The organism is Lutispora sp. QWL-02, from assembly GCF_058315355.1.
Genome location: NZ_CM177762.1, coordinates 3,233,145 through 3,256,199 on the forward strand (window position 1 = coordinate 3,233,145; position 23,055 = coordinate 3,256,199).

Annotated in this window: 22 protein-coding genes; all 22 read right to left on the reverse strand. The window is 40.5% G+C overall.

Features of this window, described 5'->3' with window-relative positions:
• Window positions 1-52: 52 nt before the first annotated feature.
• Window positions 53-2,017, reverse strand: a complete 1,965-nt coding sequence (locus AC4HCY_RS15335) for a sodium-translocating pyrophosphatase (RefSeq protein WP_491094559.1) — start codon at window positions 2,015-2,017, stop codon at window positions 53-55.
• Between the two features lie 130 nt (window positions 2,018-2,147).
• On the reverse strand, window positions 2,148-2,378 hold the full coding sequence (secG, locus tag AC4HCY_RS15340) for a preprotein translocase subunit SecG (RefSeq protein WP_255225818.1): 231 nt from the start codon (window positions 2,376-2,378) through the stop codon (window positions 2,148-2,150).
• 120 nt (window positions 2,379-2,498) lie between these two features.
• Entirely contained in the window at window positions 2,499-3,782 is a 1,284-nt protein-coding gene (gene eno, locus AC4HCY_RS15345) for a phosphopyruvate hydratase (RefSeq protein WP_491094560.1), read from the reverse strand.
• A gap of 181 nt (window positions 3,783-3,963) precedes the next feature.
• Window positions 3,964-4,689 (reverse strand): triose-phosphate isomerase, encoded by a 726-nt coding sequence (tpiA, locus tag AC4HCY_RS15350; protein ID WP_491096136.1) that lies wholly within the window; start codon window positions 4,687-4,689, stop codon window positions 3,964-3,966.
• Between the two features lie 222 nt (window positions 4,690-4,911).
• Window positions 4,912-6,150, reverse strand: a complete 1,239-nt coding sequence (locus tag AC4HCY_RS15355; RefSeq protein WP_491094561.1) for an amidohydrolase family protein — start codon at window positions 6,148-6,150, stop codon at window positions 4,912-4,914.
• Between the two features lie 225 nt (window positions 6,151-6,375).
• A complete protein-coding gene (locus tag AC4HCY_RS15360; RefSeq protein WP_491094562.1) occupies window positions 6,376-7,563 on the reverse strand; it encodes a phosphoglycerate kinase in 1,188 nt (395 codons plus the stop codon).
• A 45-nt stretch (window positions 7,564-7,608) separates the two neighbouring features.
• A complete protein-coding gene (gene gap / locus AC4HCY_RS15365) occupies window positions 7,609-8,622 on the reverse strand; it encodes a type I glyceraldehyde-3-phosphate dehydrogenase (RefSeq protein ID WP_323430207.1) in 1,014 nt (337 codons plus the stop codon).
• Window positions 8,623-8,625: 3 nt separating this feature from the next.
• Window positions 8,626-9,654 (reverse strand): sugar-binding transcriptional regulator, encoded by a 1,029-nt coding sequence (locus tag AC4HCY_RS15370; RefSeq protein ID WP_491094563.1) that lies wholly within the window; start codon window positions 9,652-9,654, stop codon window positions 8,626-8,628.
• A gap of 143 nt (window positions 9,655-9,797) precedes the next feature.
• Window positions 9,798-11,201: an RNA polymerase factor sigma-54 gene (rpoN, locus tag AC4HCY_RS15375; protein ID WP_323430209.1), complete on the reverse strand. Its 1,404-nt coding sequence runs from the start codon at window positions 11,199-11,201 to the stop codon at window positions 9,798-9,800.
• Between the two features lie 233 nt (window positions 11,202-11,434).
• On the reverse strand, window positions 11,435-12,271 hold the full coding sequence (locus AC4HCY_RS15380; RefSeq protein WP_491094564.1) for a GHMP family kinase ATP-binding protein: 837 nt from the start codon (window positions 12,269-12,271) through the stop codon (window positions 11,435-11,437).
• Between the two features lie 41 nt (window positions 12,272-12,312).
• Window positions 12,313-13,194 (reverse strand): ABC transporter permease, encoded by an 882-nt coding sequence (locus tag AC4HCY_RS15385; RefSeq protein ID WP_323430211.1) that lies wholly within the window; start codon window positions 13,192-13,194, stop codon window positions 12,313-12,315.
• A 1-nt stretch (window position 13,195) separates the two neighbouring features.
• Window positions 13,196-14,308, reverse strand: coding sequence for an ABC transporter permease (locus AC4HCY_RS15390; RefSeq protein WP_323430212.1), 1,113 nt, complete (start codon window positions 14,306-14,308; stop codon window positions 13,196-13,198).
• 12 nt (window positions 14,309-14,320) lie between these two features.
• Entirely contained in the window at window positions 14,321-15,841 is a 1,521-nt protein-coding gene (locus tag AC4HCY_RS15395; RefSeq protein WP_323430213.1) for an ABC transporter ATP-binding protein, read from the reverse strand.
• 155 nt (window positions 15,842-15,996) lie between these two features.
• Window positions 15,997-17,061 carry a BMP family lipoprotein gene (locus AC4HCY_RS15400; RefSeq protein ID WP_323430214.1) on the reverse strand — a complete coding sequence of 355 codons (1,065 nt, stop codon included), beginning with the start codon at window positions 17,059-17,061 and terminating at the stop codon, window positions 15,997-15,999.
• A gap of 118 nt (window positions 17,062-17,179) precedes the next feature.
• Window positions 17,180-17,989 carry a ZIP family metal transporter gene (locus AC4HCY_RS15405; protein WP_491096137.1) on the reverse strand — a complete coding sequence of 270 codons (810 nt, stop codon included), beginning with the start codon at window positions 17,987-17,989 and terminating at the stop codon, window positions 17,180-17,182.
• Window positions 17,990-18,086: 97 nt separating this feature from the next.
• Complete coding sequence (gene cobK, locus AC4HCY_RS15410; protein ID WP_491094565.1) at window positions 18,087-18,815, reverse strand: precorrin-6A reductase; 729 nt, start codon at window positions 18,813-18,815, stop codon at window positions 18,087-18,089.
• Complete coding sequence (gene cobJ, locus AC4HCY_RS15415) at window positions 18,815-19,534, reverse strand: precorrin-3B C(17)-methyltransferase (protein ID WP_491096138.1); 720 nt, start codon at window positions 19,532-19,534, stop codon at window positions 18,815-18,817. The genes cobK and cobJ overlap by 1 nt, the downstream gene beginning before the upstream one ends.
• On the reverse strand, window positions 19,527-20,552 hold the full coding sequence (gene cbiG, locus AC4HCY_RS15420; protein WP_323430217.1) for a cobalt-precorrin 5A hydrolase: 1,026 nt from the start codon (window positions 20,550-20,552) through the stop codon (window positions 19,527-19,529). The genes cobJ and cbiG overlap by 8 nt, the downstream gene beginning before the upstream one ends.
• A complete protein-coding gene (cobM, locus tag AC4HCY_RS15425) occupies window positions 20,549-21,304 on the reverse strand; it encodes a precorrin-4 C(11)-methyltransferase (RefSeq protein ID WP_491094566.1) in 756 nt (251 codons plus the stop codon). Before cobM ends, cbiG begins: the two co-directional genes overlap by 4 nt.
• On the reverse strand, window positions 21,297-21,962 hold the full coding sequence (locus AC4HCY_RS15430) for a precorrin-2 C(20)-methyltransferase (RefSeq protein ID WP_491094567.1): 666 nt from the start codon (window positions 21,960-21,962) through the stop codon (window positions 21,297-21,299). Before AC4HCY_RS15430 ends, cobM begins: the two co-directional genes overlap by 8 nt.
• Window positions 21,959-22,507, reverse strand: coding sequence for a precorrin-6Y C5,15-methyltransferase (decarboxylating) subunit CbiT (gene cbiT / locus AC4HCY_RS15435; protein ID WP_323430220.1), 549 nt, complete (start codon window positions 22,505-22,507; stop codon window positions 21,959-21,961). The genes AC4HCY_RS15430 and cbiT overlap by 4 nt, the downstream gene beginning before the upstream one ends.
• Window positions 22,488-23,042, reverse strand: coding sequence for a precorrin-6y C5,15-methyltransferase (decarboxylating) subunit CbiE (gene cbiE, locus AC4HCY_RS15440; protein WP_491094568.1), 555 nt, complete (start codon window positions 23,040-23,042; stop codon window positions 22,488-22,490). The genes cbiT and cbiE overlap by 20 nt, the downstream gene beginning before the upstream one ends.
• Between the last annotated feature and the right edge of the window lie 13 nt (window positions 23,043-23,055).

The window sequence follows — 23,055 nt, forward strand, 5'->3', positions numbered from 1 at the left end:
TTACCTCGTATAATATTATTAAAGGAGATGCCGGATGGCATCTCCTCTTTACTTACAGGAATAATGGTGCAAACACCAAAGCAACTATTGTCATAAGCTTTATCAATATATTCATTGATGGACCTGAAGTATCCTTGAATGGGTCTCCAACCGTATCGCCAACTACCGCTGCCTTGTGAGCCTGACTGCCTTTGCCGCCGTGTTCGCCGGATTCTATATATTTCTTTGCATTATCCCAAGCTCCGCCGGCATTTGACATCATGATGGCCAAAAGTACTCCCGTAACCAAAGCTCCGGCTAGAAGTCCTCCTAAAGCACCTTTGCCTAAGACAACACCTGTAGCAATAGGAGCAACAACAGCTAAAAGGCCCGGAATCAACATTTCTTTCAAAGCTGCTGATGTTGATATATCAACACATTTAGCATATTCAGGCTTTCCTGTTCCTTCCATGATTCCCGGTATGGTTCTGAACTGTCTTCTAACTTCTTCTATCATTGAGTAAGCGGCTTTACCGACAGCTTCCATTGTTAAAGCACCAAAGAGGAAAGGAAGCATGCCGCCAATGAATAAGCCTACCATAACATACGGATCAATAATATCTATTTTTTCTAATTGAACTGCCTGTGAATAGGATGCAAACAAGGCCAATGCCGTCAATGCGGCAGAGCCGATTGCAAATCCTTTTCCTATAGCTGCTGTTGTATTGCCAACTGAATCAAGTTTATCTGTTACAGCTCTTACTGATTTCGGCAGTTCTGCCATCTCTGCTATACCGCCTGCATTATCAGCTATAGGACCATATGCATCAACTGCCACTGTCATACCTGTAGTTGAAAGCATGCCTACTGCTGCAAGAGCAATACCATATAGATTATCAAACCTGTATGCAACTATAACTGCAGCGGCGATGAAGAGTATTGGAGCAACTGTTGACATCATTCCAACGCCAAGTCCGCTGATTATTGTTGTAGCAGGTCCTGTTTCAGATTGCTGTGCTATTCTCTTAACAAACTTATAATCTCCGGATGTATATACTTCTGTTAAGAATCCGATAATTGCACCGGCTACTACACCGGAAGCTACTGCTGCGAAAGCGCCTAAGCCTCCAAACAGGGATTTGCTCAAGAAAAATGCTGCAATTAATACGATAACTGAGCTTGCATAAGTACCATTCTTTAACGCGCTTTGAGGGTTAGAGTTTTCACCTGTTCTAACGAACATGCTTCCAATAATAGAAGCAATGATGCCCACTGCTGAAAGCAGCATGGGATATAAAACACCTTCTGCCTTTCCTGCATAGAAGACTGCTCCCAGTGTAATAGCTGATATGATTGAACCAACATAGGATTCAAACAGGTCAGCACCCATACCTGCAACGTCACCAACGTTGTCACCAACGTTATCCGCTATAACAGCAGGATTCCTCGGATCATCTTCCGGTATTCCTGCTTCTACCTTACCAACTAAGTCTGCGCCAACGTCTGCTGCCTTTGTATATATACCTCCGCCTACACGAGCAAATAAAGCTATAGAACTTGCGCCAAGGCCAAATCCCGTTACTATGTTAACGTCTTTGAATATCATGTATAACGAGCCGACTCCTAGTATACCCAAGCCTACAACGCACATTCCCATTACGGCTCCGCCCCTGAAAGCTATTCCTAAAGCTTCATTTTGACCATGCTGAGCAGCATTTGCTGTTCTGGCGTTGGCTTGAGTTGCCACCTGCATTCCGAAATAACCGGCTAAAATTGAGAAAAGTGCACCTACCACAAAGCAAATTGCTGTAAGCCAGCTTTTTAATAATATACCGATTATTGCTGCCAAAACTACTATAAAGATTGCAAGAACCTTGTATTCCCTAAAAAGGAATGCCATAGCACCCTCATGGATGTAACCCATGATCTCTTTCATCCTGTCATTGCCCGGATCTTTTTTCATTATTCCAGCGGCTAAAATCCAAGCAAATGCTAATGCCAGTACTCCTGATATAGGAGCCAATAACATTAAATCCATTTTCCCTTAACCTCCTCTTGTCTGTCTGTAATAAAATTTTCCCTCAATTAATGAATAAATTTTACTCTATACGTAAATTGACCTGACTATCAGCCAGGCAAATTATCAGTATATTCTAAATTTTGCTATATCATTTAACGATAACCAAAACCACTGATAAAACCATAAACAATACAGCGGAAACAGTAGTAACTTTAGCAAATAAAGCTTCATATCCCTTGCTTTTTTGTTTCCCAAAAAGCTGCTCAGCACCACCGGCTATAGATCCTGATAATCCGGCACTCTTGCCTGGTTGTAGCAATACGCTGATTATGAGCGTTAAACAAACTAAAAACTGTATGATTACTAAGAATGTTCTCATCGTTGCACCTCCAATCATATGGGTTTAACAAAGACAATTTTAACATAAAGGATTGTAAAATACAATAACAGGGGGGCAATTCTACCCCCTATTATTAATATTTTTTGGACAAATTATTCATTAAAGATTAAAGAATGCATCTTTTCCTGCATATTTTGCCATGGTGTCCAATCCTTCTTCAATCCTAAGCAGCTGATTATATTTTGCAACTCTATCAATCCTGGAAGGTGCTCCTGTTTTTATTTGGCCTGCATTCACAGCTACAACCAGGTCTGCTATGGTCACATCCTCCGTCTCGCCGGATCGATGAGATACGACAGCGGAATACCCTGCCCTGTTTGCCATTTGGATTGCATCTAATGTCTCTGTTAATGTACCTATCTGATTAAGCTTAATAAGTATTGAATTTGCCACTCCTATTTTTATACCCTTGGCAAGCCTTTCAGTATTGGTTACAAATAAATCGTCTCCTACGATTTGAATTTTGCTTCCAAGCTTATCGGTCATGAGTTTCCAGCCATCCCAATCCTCTTCAGATAATCCATCTTCAATAGATATGATAGGATATCTGCTAACCAGATCTTCATAGTATTCTACCATTTCAGCAGAGGTTTTTACAACACCTTCTCCTTCGAGATGGTAATTACCGTCTTCTTTATACATTTCCGTTGCTGCAGAGTCCAGTGCAATAAATACATCTTCTCCTGGCTTATATCCGGACTTATTAACGGCTTCAACAATGACCTGCAATGCTTCTTCATTTGAAGTCAGGTTTGGTGCAAAGCCTCCTTCATCACCTACAGATGTATTATAGCCCTTTGCTTTAAGAACTCCTCTAAGGCTATGGAATATTTCCGCACACATTCTCAGTGCCTCCCTGAAGCTCTTTGCACCTACTGGCATTATCATGAATTCCTGGATGTCTACATTATTGTCTGCATGCTTGCCTCCGTTTAGTATGTTCATCATAGGCACCGGCAGCGTTTTTGCATTTGTTCCCCCTATGTATTGATATAGCGGCATCCCTGCTTCTTCAGCCGCAGCGTGGGCAGCTGCCAAAGAGACGCCAAGAATAGCATTGGCCCCCAGCTTCCCCTTATTAGGAGTCCCGTCAAGCTGTATAAGAAAATTGTCCAGCTCCACCTGATTCAGGGCTTCCATTCCCATTATTTCCGGAGCAATAATATCATTGACATTGCTTACGGCGTTTAAAACCCCCTTGCCTAAATATCTGCTCTTATCTCCGTCTCTCAGCTCCACCGCCTCAAAAGCACCCGTAGACGCACCGGAAGGAACAGCAGCTCGGCCAAAGGCTCCGCTTTCTAATTCTACCTCAACCTCTATAGTAGGATTTCCTCTTGAATCCAATATTTCTCTTGCATATATGTCAATAATAGCTGACAAATGAAACACCCTCTCTTTTTAATACTATCTTTAGCAATTCTGTTTTGTTGACTGATAACGATTGCAGAGCTTCGAAGCTAAGAGTTTGTAAGCTTGCATAGGGTTGCGTCAAAACTAACAAACTCTAAGCTCCTTCACAATGCACTCTTATATCAGTCAGCAGAACAGATTAAAACATAGTTTATTCAGTAATATCATAATTTGCGATTTCCGAGAATTCGACCGCTTTTAAGCTTGCTCCGCCTACCAATGCCCCGTCTATTTCTTCCATATCCATGAGTTCTTTTATGTTGGCCGGTTTTACGCTGCCCCCATAGAGTATCCTTGTTTTATCTCCCACTTCTCTGCCGAACTTTTCAGCCAGCAGCTTCCTTATGTAACCAATAACTTCATTGGCATCTTCTTTAGTTGCAGTTTTGCCAGTACCAATAGCCCAGACGGGCTCATAAGCTATTACAAGTTTTCCCATCTTTTCTTTTTCTAAACCTGCCAGGCTTCCATATACCTGACTTCTGATGATTTCAAATGTTATGTTGCTCTCTCTTTCTTCCAGAGTCTCGCCGACGCATACAATCGGATTCATATCATGCTTTAAAGCCGCCTTCACCTTTTTATTGATCAGGTCATCCTTCTCTCCGAAAATATGTCTTCTTTCAGAATGCCCTAATATAACATAAGTCACCCCGACTTCTTTTAAAAATAAAGGCGATACCTCTCCTGTAAAAGCACCCATATCCTCATAATGCATGTTTTGAGCGCCTAAAACCACATCATGACCTTTTAATAGCTCAGCTGCTCTTGAAAGGCAAACAAAGCTAGGACATATAATCACTTCCCTATCTCTTTTTTCGATCAGACCAAGCAGATGTGTAACTAGCTTTTCTCCTTCTTCCATTGTATTATTCATCTTCCAATTACCTGCTATTATAGGCTTTCTTCTTATCACAATACAATCACTCCATATATTTTATACTGCTATTTTGGTTATAACCAATCCCCCTTAGCACAATCTTATTATAATAAATTTAAAGCATCCCATCAACAATATAATAAAAAAGCAAAATAAAATTCCTTCGCTTATATACTTTGAGGTAACATGAACGAAGGAATATATGATATTTATTTTATGCTATATTAAAGTTTGCTTCTTCTCAAACTTTGCAATCACTTTGCCTTTTTTAATTATATATGGTCTTGAAGCTCTGAGTCTCAATGCTTCTTGCACATTATTAGCATCGATGATATTTAAGTCTGCAACATTTCCCACTTCTATTCCATATTTTTCGTCCGGCGCAAAAATTTTGGCCGAGTTTTTGGTCAACATATCAAATACTATTCTTGCAGTTTTGGGAGTATTATATTGAGCAGTATAAGCACATATCAAGCCGTAATCTAAGGGGTCGCCGGTTCCGTATAGATGGAAACCATCGCAGATTGTATCCTGAGCTGTTGCTACATTAATGCCCATTTCAACCATTTCTCTGATCCTTGTTACGCCTCTTGTTCTTGGCTCATTGTCAACACCCATAATAGCTAATGTTTGTGTATTGGTACATACGTTAAACTTAGCAATTTTTAAAATTTCCATTACTTTGGCAGCATGAGATTGATTTTGATATGCTATGGAAGTGCAATGACCTCCGGTCACTTTCCCTTGCATACCTTCTTCCATGGATTTTACTGCCGTGTATTCCATTGACCTGTCAAACATATCCTTTGACTGATCCATATGCATATCAATAAGAGCATTATACTTCTTGGCTATTTCAAATACCAGATCCACATGCTTCTTGGAATATGAATCCAACCATTCTGCAGCAGGCATCCCTCCGACAACATCGGCACCGTTTTCCATTGCCTCCCACATAAGTCTTTCCGTTCCTTCATTATTGAATATGCCTTCCTGAGGAAAAGCAACTATTTGTATATCACAAATATCCTTGCATTCCTCTTTTGCTGCCACAACACCCTTTAATCCCACCAAGTTTGCCATATTATCGATGTCTACATTTGTCCTTATCTTTGTGCAGCCATATGCAACACATTCTTTTATAGCTCTCACAGCCCTATTTTTGACATCCTCTACTACATACTTTCTTTTTCTGTCATGCATGATTTTTATTGATTCCTCTAAGGTTTCTTCTACGCTTTCTCTTCCCGAAACAGACGTATATACCTTGTCAAGATGCATGTGAGTATTGATAAATGTAGGAGCTGCCAGCATACCCTTGGCATCGATCACCTGACAGTTGGAATGTTTGCTTTCATCAATTTTATCGGATATCTCTTCATATCTTCCTTCATCGTTTATGAGTATATCCATACTCCCATCTTTGTCCAGTATTCTTGCATTTTTAATTAAAATCATATCTACGCCTCCTTGTTTAATAAATTTCAGCCGAAATTGCAACTCATTGTATCAATATTCTACAATTTACTACAATAACCTTTGTGCAATGACTACAAATTATACTTCATTTTCCTTATCTAAATTATAATTTATTATGAATAATTATTCGAAAATATCGAAATTTGAAAAAATGAGAAAAGCCTAATAACTCATTAACGAGTATATTAGACTTCTCTAAGTTACTTATTTATCATTTATTACATCTATGCCCGGTAAAACCTTACCTTCGAGAAATTCTAAGGATGCACCGCCGCCGGTAGAAATATGGGTCATCTTATCTGCAAAACCCAGCTGCTCTACGGCAGCAGCCGAGTCCCCACCGCCAATTATAGTCGCACCTTTGACCTTTGACATAGCTTCTGCAACTGCGTAGGTGCCTTTTGCAAAAACCGGCATTTCAAATACACCCATAGGTCCATTCCATACAACTGTCTTTGCATTTCCTATTGTTTCACTGAACATTTTCCTGGTATTTTCCCCTATATCCAAGCCCATATAATCCTTGGGAATTGAAGAAGCCTCTACAGTTTTGCATTCTGCGTCTGCTTTGAACTCAGAAGCAGCTACAATATCTATGGGGAGCAAAAGCTTAATGCCTTTATCTTTCGCTTTCTTTAATAATTCTCCTGCCAATTCTACCTTATCTTCTTCAATTAAGGATTTGCCGACTTCAAAGCCCTTTGCCTTCAAAAATGTGAAAGCCATTCCCCCTCCGATAAGCAAAGCATCAACCTTATAGATCAGGTTTTCTATTACTCCAATCTTATCCGATACCTTGGCACCGCCAAGTATGGCAATAAAAGGTCTCTCAGGGTTTGACAGGGCCTTGCCCATACATTCCAGCTCTTTTTTGATCAGGAATCCTACAGCAGAAGGCAGATAGTCTGCAATGCCGGCTGTAGAAGCATGTGCTCTATGAGCAGTGCCAAAAGCATCATTTACATACACTTCTCCCAGCAAAGAAAGTTTTTTGGCAAACTCAGCATCATTCTTCTCTTCCTCGGCATGAAACCTTACATTCTCAAGGAGCATTACCTCTCCTTCCTTTAGCGCCGATGATTTCTTTATAGCGTCTTCTCCTATAACATCTTCGGCAAATATAACCTGCTGCCCTAACAGAGCTGTCAATCTCCCTGCCACCGGTTTCAATGAAAACTCAGGATTAAACTTTCCTTTAGGCCTTCCTAAATGGGACATAAGTATAACCTTAGCGCCCTTATTCTTTAAGTAGTTAATAGTGGGCAGGGCTTCTCTGATCCTTCTATCATCAGTTATATTGCCTTCCTTGTCCATAGGCACATTAAAATCTGCTCTTACCAATATTTTTTTGCCCTTGACATCCAGATCTTCAACGGTTTTTTTATTAAGCATTTACAAACCTCCATTATATTACGGCTTTTATTGGAAAACGGTTTTTTAAGCTTGCTTATCTGCAATATATTTTACCAGGTCCACCAATCTGTTGGAGTAGCCCCATTCATTATCATACCATGCTACAACCTTTATCATATCATCATCTAAAACCATGGTAGACAGCGAGTCAATTATTGCTGAATGGGAATTGCCCTTGAAATCGATAGAAACAAGAGGCTTCGTGCAAAACTCGATGATGCCCTTCATGCTGCTTTCAGAAGCATGCCTAAGAGCCTCATTTACCGCATCAATGTCAGCCTCTTTTTCCAATGCTGCAACAAAATCTACAACTGAAACCGTAGGCGTTGGAACTCGCATAGCCAGTCCCGTCAGCCTGCCCTTCATATCCGGTATTGCAAGAGCCACTGCCTTTGCGGCTCCTGTGGTGGTAGGTATTATTGACAAAGCTGCTGCCCTAGATCTCCTCAAATCCTTATGAGGCAAATCTAAAATTCTCTGATCATTGGTATAGGAGTGTATCGTAGTCATGAATCCTTTTTTAATGCCAAAGGTCTCATGAAGTACCTTAACGATCGGAGCCAGGCAATTTGTGGTGCATGACGCATTGGAAATAATATGGTGTTTCTCAGGTATATACTTATCTTCATTGACACCCATGACTATAGTAATGTCTTCATCTTTTGCCGGAGAAGATATTACCACCTTCTTGGCTCCCCCACGCATATGTGCTGAAACATCCTTCTTGCTTATAAATCTTCCTGTGGACTCTATAACAATATCTACGCCGTATTCGGCCCATTTTATATCTTCCGGGTTTGCTTCGGCACTTATTCTTATTTTCTTGCCATTAACGATGATGCCATCCTCATATGCATCAACATCTTCAGCATATACTCCATATGTACTGTCATATTTTAATAAATGGGCAAGAGTTGCAGGATCAGATAAATCATTTATCAGGACAATTTCAATATCCTCATCGAATTTCTCCCGGGCAATTTTAAAAACGGGTCTGCCAATTCTTCCGAAACCGTTAATACCAACTTTTACAGCCATTATTTATTCTCCTCTCATTATATCATATATTTCTTCCGCAGCTTTTTCATCAACTACTAATATATTTTTATTTTTGCCACGGTTGACGCAAATAATTGCTTTAGCTTTTGTTATGCCTCCGGCTATAGAAATCACAGTGTTTATATTCCCGCAATCTTCTATTCTTATACCGATGCTGCCTTTTTTAAGTATTGCCTTGCCATCTTCACCGAAATAATATCCAAAAGCCTCCGCAATAGCTCCCTTTCCTTCCAAATATTTTTTTGTATCCTCATCAAGCTTTCTTCTTTTGGTTATCTGATCTATTGTGCTTAATCCGAACAGAAATATGTCAGCCTGGCCAATAAGGTTAACTACCTTTGAAATATGCGGATCAGCCAGCATTGTATGCAGCATTTCGTCATTAATGCTTTCCGGAAGATATAAAGGATAATAATCTCCGTCTATTTTATGAGCGAGCCTCTCAGCAACAGCATTGGACTGGGTTTCCAAATTTCCGCTATGGCCCCCTGTGGCAGGAACGACTATGGTTTTTTTACTCCCAATAGATCTTGCATTTTCTGCCATAGCCATAGTAGAATATCCTCCGGATACCGCTATTACAGAATTATCCTTTATGCACTCCTTCATATAATCAAAGGCTCTTCTTCCCATCTCATTCAGTACCTCAGGCCTTTTTTCACAATCTCCCGGAACGATCAGCACATCTTTAACGCCCAGCATAGTTTTCAAATTTTTAGATAGCATGTTCAATCCCTTAACTTCATCTATATATGCTGAAAGCTTGGTTATTATTTCTTCTCCCTCTTCTGTGATGTGCATGCCGGCAGATTGTATCCCTATGAGATTTTGATTCTTTAAAACATCTAACTCACTTCTTACCCATCTTTCTGTCTGCCCCATAAAGCTTGATATATTGCGCCTTCCTATAGGCTGATTGTATTTAATAGTCAAAAGGATGGAATACCTTTTTTCAATCATATCTGATATTTCCGGGGCAATTCTTTTTTGAAGTTCAATAAAATTTTTCATCAGATTCCTCCCAGGGACATTTATTGTCCCTCGTATTGTTTTTTGTCCCTATATGCTTATTATATTCCTCCTTTTACATATTTTCAATCATATTTTCCATAATTTTCGATGATTTCATCCAATAAAAAAAGGCATTGCTGCCTTTAGTATCTTTTTCTCCTTGAAGATGAGGGTATTCCGATTTCATCTCTATATTTTGCAACGGTGCGCCTGGAAATTTTTATACCTTTTTCCGCCAGAAGATCAGCTATGGCTTGATCGCTTATAGGCTTTGAAGTATCCTCCTTGTCTATTATTGATCTCATCATCTTTTTTATGCTTTCTGAGGATATATCTTCCCCTTCTTCATTACCAACACCGCTTTTGAAAAAGTATTTTATTTCAAATATTCCTCTTGGCGTTTGAGCGTATTTGCCGCTTATAGCTCTGCTGACAGTAGACTCATGAACCTGAACTTCATCAGCAATGTTCCTCAGCGTCATAGTTTTTAGATAGCTATCGCCCTTCTCAAAAAAATCTCTTTGATAATCAACAATAGCTTTGACTACTCTATATAATGTATTCTTTCTCTGTTCAAGGCTCTTTATAAGCCATAATGCGGAGGAAAGCTTGTCATTAATAAAAGACAGGGCTTCTGAGGACTTGTCCTCTGTATTTATAATGCTCTTATAGTATTGATTAACCATAAGCCTTGAGCTGTAATTGTCATTTATAGTAATTATATATTCATTCTCAATCTTTTCAACAAAGACATCAGGGATAACATATCTGCACTCGGTTCCGCAAAAAAATGATCTTCCCGGTTTGGGCTCCAGGCTTTTTATTATATCGCTGTACTCTTGTACTTCTGCTACAGTTATAGACAGCTTTTTAGCAATATTTTGCAGCCTGTTGCCTGCAATATCATCCAGATGGTCTTTAATTATGCTTTCTAGATTCTCATCTGCGATACCCAATGCATGTATTTGTATCAATAGGCAATCCATCAGATTAAGTGCCCCCACACCAATGGGTTCAAAGGTCTGGATGATCCTCAATACTTTTTCTACTCTTTCTTTAGATGCAGAAAGCACAGAAGATATCTGATCTATTGTGGTACATAAATATCCATTGTCATCCAAACTCTCTATGATATATTCTCCGATAATTCTGTCACATTTGCCCAATTTCAAGGTGTTAAGCTGAAAAAGCAAATGATCCTTCAAGGTATCCGAATAACATATCAAGTTGTCGTAATTCATCTCTTGAGAGTCGTCTATTCCGGTATTTTCCAAGCAATAGCTCTTACCCTGATATTGAAAATATTCTTTCCAATCAATTTCTTCAATGGTACTTTTTTCTTCGTCTCGGTCTTTATCAGGGTTTTCAGCTTTTTCTTCTTGATTATCTTCTATAACATCAAGAACGGGATTAGTTTCAAGCTCTTGCTTCACAAGCTCCTCTAATTCTATCGTAGGAAGCTGCAATATCTTGAGAGCGAGTCTTAATTCCGGCGTCATTATAAGTTTTTGCTGTTGCTCAAGTATCAGATCATATCCCATTCTCATAGTTTTCACCTCTCACAAATGAAAGTCTACATAATAATTATACCATATATTTATGCTTAATCATAATATAAATATAGCAAAAACCTTGCCAAAATTTAAAACGAGCAGGACATGGATAATCATTTAACCAGGTCCTGCTCGACCCTGCAAGGAAACTACTCAAATTTATCACTGAACTAACATTCAGTGGGGGTTGAATCCCCTCTGAATGAAGTCTCGTTCAATCAAGACTCTTAAAACTCATCTTTTGTGATGGTTCTCAGCTTATAAGCCTTATATCCTTTAAAATGCGGAGCATTAGCAAATCCCCTTTCTACAAGCTTTATATCGTCATATATTATGGCAAGCGCGTCTCCGCTATGTGCTCCCATTATGCCGAGCCCGCCGGTCCCATCCTTAAGCCTCAATACTTCACTCAGCAAATCATACTTTAGCCTATGCTGATTTCTAATAATGCTCTCAGTAGATGCCCTGGCAATATGATCTAAGCTTTGTCTTTCAGCTCCATGCCTCGCAAGCTCAGCAAGATCGTCAATTTGACTCAGAGGCAGGATACTCTTTTTGTTGAATTCTATCGTGTCTACAATCCTATTGCCTTCAAATACCAGGAGGAAAAATTTCATATAGCTTCCTATATGCTCCTTATATGCCCCTGTTTTATAGTCAAAAAAAGTCATGCTTTTAAATATTATACTATCTGTAGGCTCTACTTTTATGCACTCTTCAGCAAGCTCATCTTCATAATGCTTCCTATGAAATAGTTTTATAAGGCAATTATATACCCCGCACAGGTCTGCAGTGCTGCTGGCAAAGCCCTTCCCTTTGGGTATATCCGAGCATATTTCTATATCCAGCCTTTCAATGCAATCTGTATACCCCCAACGCTTAAGCACATTTGTCAAAAATTGGGATGCCTTGGGATAAGAGATTTTTTTTAAAGGATTTTTGCATTCATATATTCTGACATCCGTAAACAGATTTACCGGGCATGATAAAAGCGTATCTATCCCTTTAATTCTGCCTTGAATTACTTCTCCTATGCTTCCCGGATAACGAGCTTTTATCTCCATGCTTAGTCTCCTCTTGAAATATAAAAAGCAAGCTGCAAGAACTATTTTTCCCCTTTTTCATAGGGGACCCCGTCTGCCGCAGGAGCAGTAGCTTTGCCTACTACGCCCGATACTGCCAGCATCGTCAGCAAGTATGGCAATGCAAATAGAAATTCTTTAGGCACATTCAAGCCAAGGGACATGGAAATAGTTTGAATTGCATCAGCCAGGCCAAAGAACAAGCATGCCAATGCAGCACCTATGGGATGCCATTTTCCGAATATCATAGCCGCCAGAGCGATAAAACCTTTGCCGGCTACCATTCCTTCCTTGAAAAGGCTTATTGAGCCTATAGACAGGGATGCTCCTCCTATTCCGGCCAATATTCCACTTATTATTACGCATATATATCTCATAATATAAACATTCACGCCTAATGTATCCGCTGCCCTTGGATGCTCTCCCACTGCCCTGATTCTAAGTCCGAAAGGCGTTTTGTACAGTACGTAATATGAAACTGCTACTAATATTAGAGCAAGATAGGTGAACATATTAAAGGGACCCCAAGGCGTAAAGTAGCTTACGTTGTCTGTCTGTCCGGGCTTGCCCCATATCTCTATCAGCAAAAAGGTGGTCAAGCTTCCTGCCAATATATTAATCGCAGTGCCTACCACAACCTGGTTCGCCTTAAAGTGAATGCTTAGAAAAGCCAATAGCCATCCAAACAAGCCGCCGATCATCATGGCTCCAAATAATCCGAGCAGCGGAGAGCCTGTTTTATAAGATACCAGTACCGCACTGAAGGCTCCTACAGTCATCATACCGTCCAGCCCAATATTTACAACTCCGGATCTTTCGGAGAAGGTTCCTCCTAATGCAGGGAATATAAGAGGAGTAGCGGACCTTATGGTACTTGCAAATAAAATGCTGATTATATTTAACATGCTACTTCACCTCTCCTTTCGCTAAATGGGCTTTTATTTCCTTATTCTCTTTATATCTTCTTACCACAACTCTGACAAAATTGGATGCCACAAATAGGATTATGATGCCTTGAATTATTCCGACCACTTCTTTGGGTATACCTTCTACTTGCATCATTGGACCGCCTTTTTGCAAGGCCCCGAAAAGAACAGCCGACAGGACTACCCCGATGGGGTGGTTATTGCCAACCAAAGCGACTGATATACCATCAAAGCCATAACCTGTAAATCCGAACAGATTATTTACCCTATACTGGACTCCAGCCGTCTGGATACCTCCTGCCAGCCCGGAGAATAGTCCAGATATTACCATGGCTAATACAATATTCCTGTTTACATTGATTCCACCGTATTCAGAAGCGCTGGGATTAAATCCTACAGCTCTGATTTCATAGCCTCTTATGGTCTTGTTAAGCAAATAATAAGCTGCTAAAGCCACTAGCACAGCTATGATAATGCCTATATGAAGTCTTGAATACTTGAACTGCACAAAGCTTTCCGAAAATCTCCAAAGCTTTGCAGTAGGTGCTATTTCATAGGAAAAAGCCTTGTCCGGCTCGTTTAAAACCGTCATAATCAAATAATTGCTCAAATTCATCGCAATATAATTCATCATAATACTATTGATAACTTCATGAGAGCCTACCTTTGCTTTGAGCCATCCGACTATACCGGCCCATGCTCCGCCGGCAATTGCACCTGTCAATAAGGTAACAGCCACGTGCAAAACTGGAGGCAAGCCTGCCAAAGCCCATCCTGCCCATAAGGAGGCAACTCCGCCCATTATAAACTGGCCTTCTGCTCCTATATTAAAGAGTCCGCATCTGAAGGCGAAGGCTACGGAAAGGCCGGTCAATATCAAAGTAGTAGTAGTGACCAGTGTTTCCCCAATTTTATTCCAATCTCCCAATGCCCCTAAAAATAGAGCCTTATATGCCGTTATGGGGCTTTTGCCAAAGGCATATACTAAAATGGCTCCTGCAATAAACGAAATTACTATTGCAATAAGGGGGTACAATATTTCTTTAAAGGTATTCTTCAGACCATTTTTAAAATCATCTATCCAATTCTCCACTCCATACACCCCCTAATGCTTTTCCGACTGACTGCCGCCGGCCATCATTATTCCAAGTTCAAGCTCCGTTGTATTCTTCGCGTCCACTATTCCGACTATCTTTCCATCATACATAACAGCTATTCTGTCAGATAACGCCATTATCTCATCCAGCTCCAGAGATATCAGAAGCACCGCTTTGCCTCTCTTCCTTTGCTCTATAAGCCTGTGATGAACAAACTCTATGGCTCCTACATCCAGTCCCCTAGTAGGCTGAGATGCGATGAGCAATTGCGGGTCCCTGTCCAATTCTCTGGCAATAATCAATTTCTGTTGGTTTCCCCCTGAAAGAGACTTAGCATAAACCCTTTCGTTAGGCGTTCTTACATCAAATTCTTTTATAAGCTTCCTTGAATATTCTCTAATCTTTCTATAGTCCAGTCCTAAGCCCTTCTTAAAGGACTTGCTTCTATGAGAGCCAAGAATTGTATTTTCAGATAAAGGGAAGTCTAAAATCAAACCTCTTTTATGCCTATCTTCAGGAATATATCCTACACCGCTGCCTATTACGTCTTTAGGGCTCAGGTTTGTGATGCTCTTGCCTTTCACGAGCACCTCCCCTGCTGCAGCCTTGCGCAAGCCTGTTATCGTCTGGACAAGTTCATTTTGCCCGTTGCCGTCCACCCCTGCAATACCAAGTATCTCACCGCTTTTTACTTCAAAGTCCACGCCTTTTACGGCTTCCAAACCTCTATTGTCCAAAGTCTTTACGCCTTTGACCTCCAATATGGGCTCACCCAGCTTTGCCTCTTCCTTTTCGACTGTAAGGCTTACTTTTCTTCCCACCATTTTTTCCGCAAGCTCTTCGATATTTGTATTGGAAGTTTCAAGGGTGTCAATGACCTTGCCTCTTCTTATTATTGTAACCTTGTCGCTCATGGACATTACTTCCTTAAGCTTATGGGTTATAAGGATTATTGACTTTCCTTGTCTTACAAGGCTTTCTAGAATCACTCCCAATTCCTCTATTTCCTGGGGAGTCAATACTGCAGTCGGTTCGTCCAGAATAAGGATCTCAGCGCCTCTATATAAAGTCTTCAATATTTCGACTCTCTGCTGCATTCCTACCGATATATCCTGAATCTTTGCCCTCGGATCTACCTTCAGTTCATATTTTTTTGATAACTCCTCTACATCGGAAATCGCCTTATCCATATCCAGAGCCAAGCCTTTTTTAGGCTCTGAGCCTAACACAATATTTTCTGCCACGCTAAAGGTCGGTACCAACATAAAGTGTTGATGCACCATACCTATTCCAAGAGAAATGGCTATATTGGGGTTGTTTATTTTTACCCCTTTGCCTTTAACAAATATTTCTCCCTCATCCGGGGTATATAGTCCATATAATATGTTCATCAAAGTTGACTTGCCTGCACCATTTTCCCCCAACAAAACATGTATTTCTCCCTGTTCTACCGTCAAATTAATATCATCATTTGCCCTGACGCCGGGAAAGGACTTGCCGATACCCTTCATCTCAATAACAGCTGACAATTATCTTCCCACCTTCCTAGCACAAACTTTTTATACAAGCATACATAACCATTATACAATTTAGCAGAGCAATTATAAATACAAAATGTACCTTTTCATAATAAAAGCTAGAGGCTTGCGCATCTAGCTTTTATTATGTTAATCAAGAACCTTTATTACTTAATTTCAACAGGCTTGAAGGTTTCCAAATCTTCTCTTGTTGGCGGTACTGCTATTGTTCCGTCGTTTATTGCAGCCTTATATTTTTCAACATGGGCTGCCAATTCTGCAGAAACATTTTTCCCATTGTCGCTGTAGCCAACACCTTCTTCTTTTAATCCAAGTTCGATGGCATTTGCTGCTCCGCCTTTAAATGCATCATCGGTATAAGCTTTTATTATTGTGTAAGTTGCTGTATCAACTCTCTTTATCATGCTGCAAAGAACCTTATTCTTGGTGGATTCTTTGGCCTGATCCTGGTCAACACCGATTGCCCAGAAATCTTTCTCGTCAGCTGCCTGTATAACGCCTATTCCGCAAGCACCGGAAGCATGGAATATAACGTCTGCTTTTTGCTGATGCTGTGTCAATGCAACTTCTTTACCTTTATCAGGGTTATCAAAAGCTCCTGTATAGTTTACAATAACCTTTGCTTTTGGATTAGCTGATTTTACACCGGCTATAAAGCCTGCTTCGAACTTCCTGATAACAGGGAAATCCATACCGCCTACAAAGCCGATAACATTGGACTTTGTGGTAAGACCGGCTATAACGCCAACCAGGAAGGAACCTTCATGTTCCTTAAAGGTTACTGACATAACGTTTGGCTTATCTACCACTGTATCGATAACACCAAACTTCTTGTCAGCGTATTGATCTGCCGAAGTCTTCATTGCATCTTCAAACAAGAAACCGACAGCCAAGGTCAAATCTACAGACTGAGCCATGCTGCCGAGATTTGGAGTATAGTCGTCCTGTTTTGTAGATTGAAGCAGCTTAGGTTCAACACCTAATTCTTGGCCTGCTTTTTCGATTCCTGCCCAGGCAGAGTCGTTAAAGGATTTGTCGCCGATACCGCCAACGTCTGTAACCATACCAAAGGAGTACTTTGGTTTTTCAGGTTCTGCAGGAGTCTGGCCTTGTTCAGGCTGTTCAGGCTGTGGTGCTGGTTTTGCACATCCGGTAAATAATGCGAAAACCATAACTAAAGCTAATAGTAAACTGATTGTTCTTTTTGTCACTTGCATCTTCCCCCTTATTTTTATATAAAATATGCAAAGCTAAATTACATATTCTACACCATTTTATAAATTCCTGCCTTATAATTCTAATTATTATATTTAGAATTTTCAGCTTCCTCTACCCTAATGCAACATCCAATATCATCATCACAGTAAAGCCTAAAATAGCTCCTAAGGTAGCAAAATCTGTGTGTCCCGCTTGCTGAGATTCAGGAATTACCTCCTCCACTACTACGAAAATCATGGCTCCTGCAGCGAAAGACAATGCATAGGGCAATATGGACAATGCAAATCCTACGATAGCTGCACCTAAAACCCCTGCAGCAGGCTCTACTAAACCTGATAATTGACCGTAAAAAAAGCTTTTGCCCTTGCTCATTCCCTCACGTCTTAAGGGCATGGCTACTGCTATGCCTTCAGGAAAGTTCTGGAGGCCGATACCCAATGCCAATGCAACAGCACCGGCTATATTTGCGCTTTCAACTCCAGCGGCTGCAGCACCGAATGCAACTCCTACAGCTAAACCCTCAGGTATATTATGGAGCGTTATGGCAAGCACTAAAAGCACACTTCTCTGCCAAGAGGTTTTAACTCCCTCAACATGATCCTCTCCTAAGTTTATATGAAGGTGAGGTATTATCTTATCTATAAGCCATAAAAACATAGCCCCTGCCAGGAATCCAATGGTGGGAGGCACAAACGCGGGCAGTGCCTTTCCTTCAGACATTTCTATAGCCGGAGCCAATAATGACCAAAAGCTCGCCGCTATCATGACACCTCCGGCAAAAGCCAGAATGCCATCAAGCATTTTGCGGTTTAACTCCTTTCCTATAAATACAAAGGCTGCGCCTAACGCAGTGACACCATATGTGAATAATGTAGCTAAAAGAGCTTGCATAATGGGGTTTAAGCTTCCAATGTAATCCATCATATCAATCATCACTCCCTTATCCTGTCAGTATAAATACATAAATACCGTATAAGCCCTAGCCCCAATAATAAAGTTTATAAGAAACGCTTAACGTTTATACCATTCTGATGATATTTTCTATTTCATCAATATCATATATTCCTTCTTCGTCTCTCCTCCCAATTATAATAGGCATTATGCCCAGCTCCCTGCAGGCTTGTATTTTTTCTATGGTTCCGCCTTCTCTTCCGCTATCTTTCATTACCACATAGTCAACATCGTACTCTGCAAACATAGCTTTATTAAATTCCTTGGAGAAAGGCCCCAATACAGCAACTATATCCTTCATCCTGATCTCATGCTTTCTGCACTCTTCTATGCTTTCCGGCGCAGGAAGTATTCTATATATAAAGCGATTTTTATTGCGTACTCTTTCGAATTCTCCTATATTTTTAGAGCCTGTAGTAAAAAATACCGATCCATTTATTCTTTTTAAAAAATCTAAGCATTCGTCATAATCTCTAAGGTATGTTCCCATACCCTCAAGCTCCACCTTACTCCTTACATACCTCACATATTTGATGCTCCTGCTCTGTGCTGCTCTTTTTGCATTTTCTGTAACCTCTGCAGCATAGGGGTGAGAAAGATCCACAATCAATGAAATATGATTTTCGTCTATAAAGTCTGCCATAGAAGCATAATCCATTCTGCCTACCACAAGATTTGAATAAGGTATGAATTCCTTTTCACTATCAGTTGCGCTGGTGATGATATAGTTATCCATATCTTTTATTCTATCAATTATTTCCCTGGTCTCTGCGGTTCCGCCAATAATCCAGATCATCAGAGCTTGTACCCCCTGGGCGTGATCATGAAGCCATCCTTGGTATAAGTTTTGCTGTTTCCTACTATTATAATAGATAGCATATCTATGGCATCATAGTCAATATTATATAATGTTGTTATCCATTTTTCCGTGTTGTCCCTCCCGGAATTTTTTACTATTCCTACAGGGGTAGAAGGACTTTTATATCTTAGCATCACTTCTACAGCCCTCTCGAGATGTGACTTCCGTCCCTTGCTTTTTGGATTATATATGGATATAACAAAATCCCCTAAGGAAGCTGTTTCGAGCCTTTTCTCTATTACTTCCCAAGGGGTCAGAAGATCGCTGAGACTAATGCTGGCATGATCATGCATTATAGGAGAGCCTAATTCAGAGGCTGCAGAAAAGGCCGCCGTTACGCCGGGCACTATTTCCACTTCTATTTCTTCCCTCAGCTCCAATATGGGCCCTGCCATTCCATAAAGGCCTGCATCCCCTGTGCTTATTATGGCTGTATCTTTTCCCTCTCTAACTTTTTCCACAGCTATTTTGCATCTTTGGATTTCCCCGGTCATTCCCGTAGAAAAGATCTCCTTTCCATCTGCCAGTTCTCCCAAATACTTAATATAAGGGGTGTATCCCACCAATACATGACATTTTTTTATCACTTCCACAGCCCTCAAGGTCATATTCTCTCTGCCTCCCGGGCCTATTCCCACTACATATAATTTAGCCATCATAAACCTCCACAGCTATTGATATGGTTATCCCATCATGTTTTATCTTATAAGTCCGCATATTTCCTCCCAAAAGATAAGCACAGGGCTCAGACACAGAGTAAACCCCCACTGCTGCTTTAACAAAATCGCTTTTCTCAAATCTATCTTCAACCTCCCGTATTTCTTCTGCTGTAAATATTTTTAACGGGCAGTTAAAATAATGGGCTGCCTTTATTATTCCGGCTTCATCTTTTTTGGCTTCTATAGTTCCTATGGCTTTAATGCTCTTTTCTGAAAGATTGTTTTCTTTCAGCTCAGCCTTTATGGCTTCTATTACCTTGTATCCTTCCGCATACCTCCTGCATCCTATGCCTATATTAATGTTTTTAGGCCTCAAAACAGCCCTGGGAATATCTATGCTGACTATATCCCTGGATGTAACAGCAATAATCCCCTGGATATCTCGCACATCCTCCAAGCTCTTGAATATAACAATATTTTTATAATCAATAACGGCCTCCATCTCTGAATAAAACCCAATCCTTTTCCCATTCACCATCATGGTCATTATTGTTTTTGCATCCTCCATATATTCTATTTCGTATCCGTTGTTGGCGGCAAAATTGTCTATAGCCTCTATCCCTCTTCCATCGGAGGCTGTAGTGATTATGGGCATAGCCCCTATAATGGCTGCTGCCCATTTTGCAAGCTCATTGGCTCCGCCGATATGGCCTGATAAAAGGCTTATGGAGAACTTGCCCAGATCATCTATCACTATGACGGCAGGATCAGTTTTCTTATCCTTTATATAAGGCTTCATCATCCTTACGGCTATTCCGGCAGCAGAAATAAAGATTATACCGTCATATTCCTCAGCTATATAGCTCAAATTGCCTTTTATGCCGCCTGTTATTTTAGAGTTTTCAAAGTGATGAACTGTACATCTCTTGTATTTATTGGGTTCATCTCTATATTTTACTAATTTATCCCCTAATTTTTTACCGTCATCTGTAAAGGAAAGGCAGGCTATTTTCATCTGTTGCCACTCCTATATCCATGAGAGAATTGGGGATCGTATAGCTTTGATCTCTCATAATCTCCACCTATGAAATCTCCCACGAGGATCTGGGCCATTTTAGTTATCCCTTCCTTTTCCACCTTCTGCCTTATATCCTTAAGAGTGCCCATTATGATTTTTTCATCTTCCCAGCTGGCCTTATACACCACAGCTACCGGCACGTCCTCGCGCCCGTATCCCCTCTTTAATTTTTCAACAACTCGGTCTATTTCTTTTATGGAAAGGAATAAAGCCATGGAAGCCCTATGGGCTGCCAGCTTTTCTAAATCTTCCTCTTCCGGCACTCCGGTCCTGCCTTCTATTCTTGTCAATATAACGGTTTGGCTCACCTCAGGCAGGGTAAACTCCCTATTTATTGCACTGCAAGCTGCCGTAAAGGAGCTTACTCCCGGAATCACCTGAAAGTCTATGCCTTTTTGTTCCAATAAATCCATCTGCTCTCTGATGGCGCCATATATAGTGGGATCTCCCGTATGGAGTCTTACTACCTGCAAGCCCCTCTTATGGGCATCCTCCATCTTTTCTATTACTTCCTCCAAAGTCATCTTTGCGCTGTTGTGAAATTGACAGCCTTCCTTGCAGAATTCAAGATGCCTTTCCGACACTAAGCTGCCTGCATATATCACCATATCAGCCTTTTCCAACAGCCTTCTGCCTTTTATGGTTATCAAGTCCACATCTCCCGGCCCCGCTCCCACAAAGCTAATCATTTTTAATCCTCCTCCCCATCATGAAAGACATATAGTCCCGCTCTTTCAATATCTTCTCTTTATCTGTCAGCACTTTTTCATTTTCCAATGTGCACCGCTTTATATAGTTGTAGGCAAAGCCTTCGTCATCAAAAATATCTATTATTTTCTTTTTATCCTTGAAAGCTTTTAAAATGCATACACAATCCACGCTTTTCAATAATTCTGCCTCAGGTTCTTCATCACAAAGCAGGAATTTTTCTCCTTTTACTGCAATAGGAGTCTTTGAAATTCCTGCTCCCGCTACGAAAGAAGGTATCCCCGGCACTATCTCCACTTCCACATCGCTGCCCTCCAGCTCCTTCATTATGAATATAAAGGTACTATATATCATAGGATCTCCTATGGTCAGAAATACACCATGCTCCCCATTAGAAATTTCATTCTTAATGATTTCCGAAGCAGTCTTATAATCTGTCCTGTCTACCTCTCCCATATGAAAATCTATTAATACGATTCGCTTATTTCCAATATAATCCTTTGCAGTATCCAGAGCCATATTCTTGCCTCTGTTATTTGGAGCAAATATTACCTCTGCATCCCGGATAACTCTGACCGCCTTAAGAGTCAGCAGCTCTTTGTCACCTGGCCCTGTACCTACTCCGTAAAGCTTCTTCATTCTTTCACTCCCTTTGCAATAAATATGGGGTTATTACCCTTCAATAATCCCGATTTATCAATGGCAGAAGCTTGTATAAGCTGCACCTCGACCTCCTCATAATCATAAAGCTTCAAAAGCTCTAAGAATTCATTCAGATTGTTTAGAGTAATGAAATTTGCACACAGAATTCCTTTGCCCCTCAGATTGCTTTGCAAATAATCAAAAATCCCCTTGAGATGGCCGCTGCTGCCTCCAATGAAGCATTTGTCAAATTTTATATCAGGCAAAACTTCCGGCGCCTGCCCTTCAATTACCGTTATATCTGCTTGGAACTTATCCTTGTTTTTACTGATAAGCTCTACTCCTTCTTTTTCCCTTTCCACAGCCCATACCCTGGCGCCCTGAAGGACTGCTTCTACAGACACGGAGCCTGTTCCTGCGCCTATATCCAATAGGAGATCTCCCTCCTCTATAGATAGATAAGCCATATTCAAAACTCTTATATTAAACTTTGTCATAGGTATGCTGCCTCTGATGAATTTCTCATCCTTGATCCATCTCATATTCTACTACCACCACCGCCAGAGGAGAAATATCCTCAATTTTTTTGCCAATCTCTGCCTCAATGATACTTTCATCATCATAGGACAGATTATATCCTGCATAAACACGTCCCTTTGCACCCAGAGCTTTAAGCCTTTGTGAGATTTGGGAAGGAGTATTTTGGGCATCTGTAAGTATTATTGAAAGCCTATTGTTTTTTACCTTTTCCAGGTCTTCTTTTCTTCCATGAAGCGACAGGAATTGTGCTCCCTGCCAGCTTTTTTTCAACTTCGTCATCATATATTGAAAGGATGATAAGCCCGGCAATATTCTCTCCACAGTTATGCTTTTAGCCTTCAGAAAATCTGTTATTCCATAAAAGCAAGGATCTCCCGAGGCCAATAGCAAAACATTCTCATGCTTGTCTATATAGTCGATGACTTCATCTACTTTTTTTACATTAATGAATTCCTTTTCCAGGCTCTTGAGAGATTCTCCGGCTCTTCCAAAGGCTATTATATGTTCTGCTTCTTCAATAGCCTTCTTTACTTCCATAGTCAGATAATCC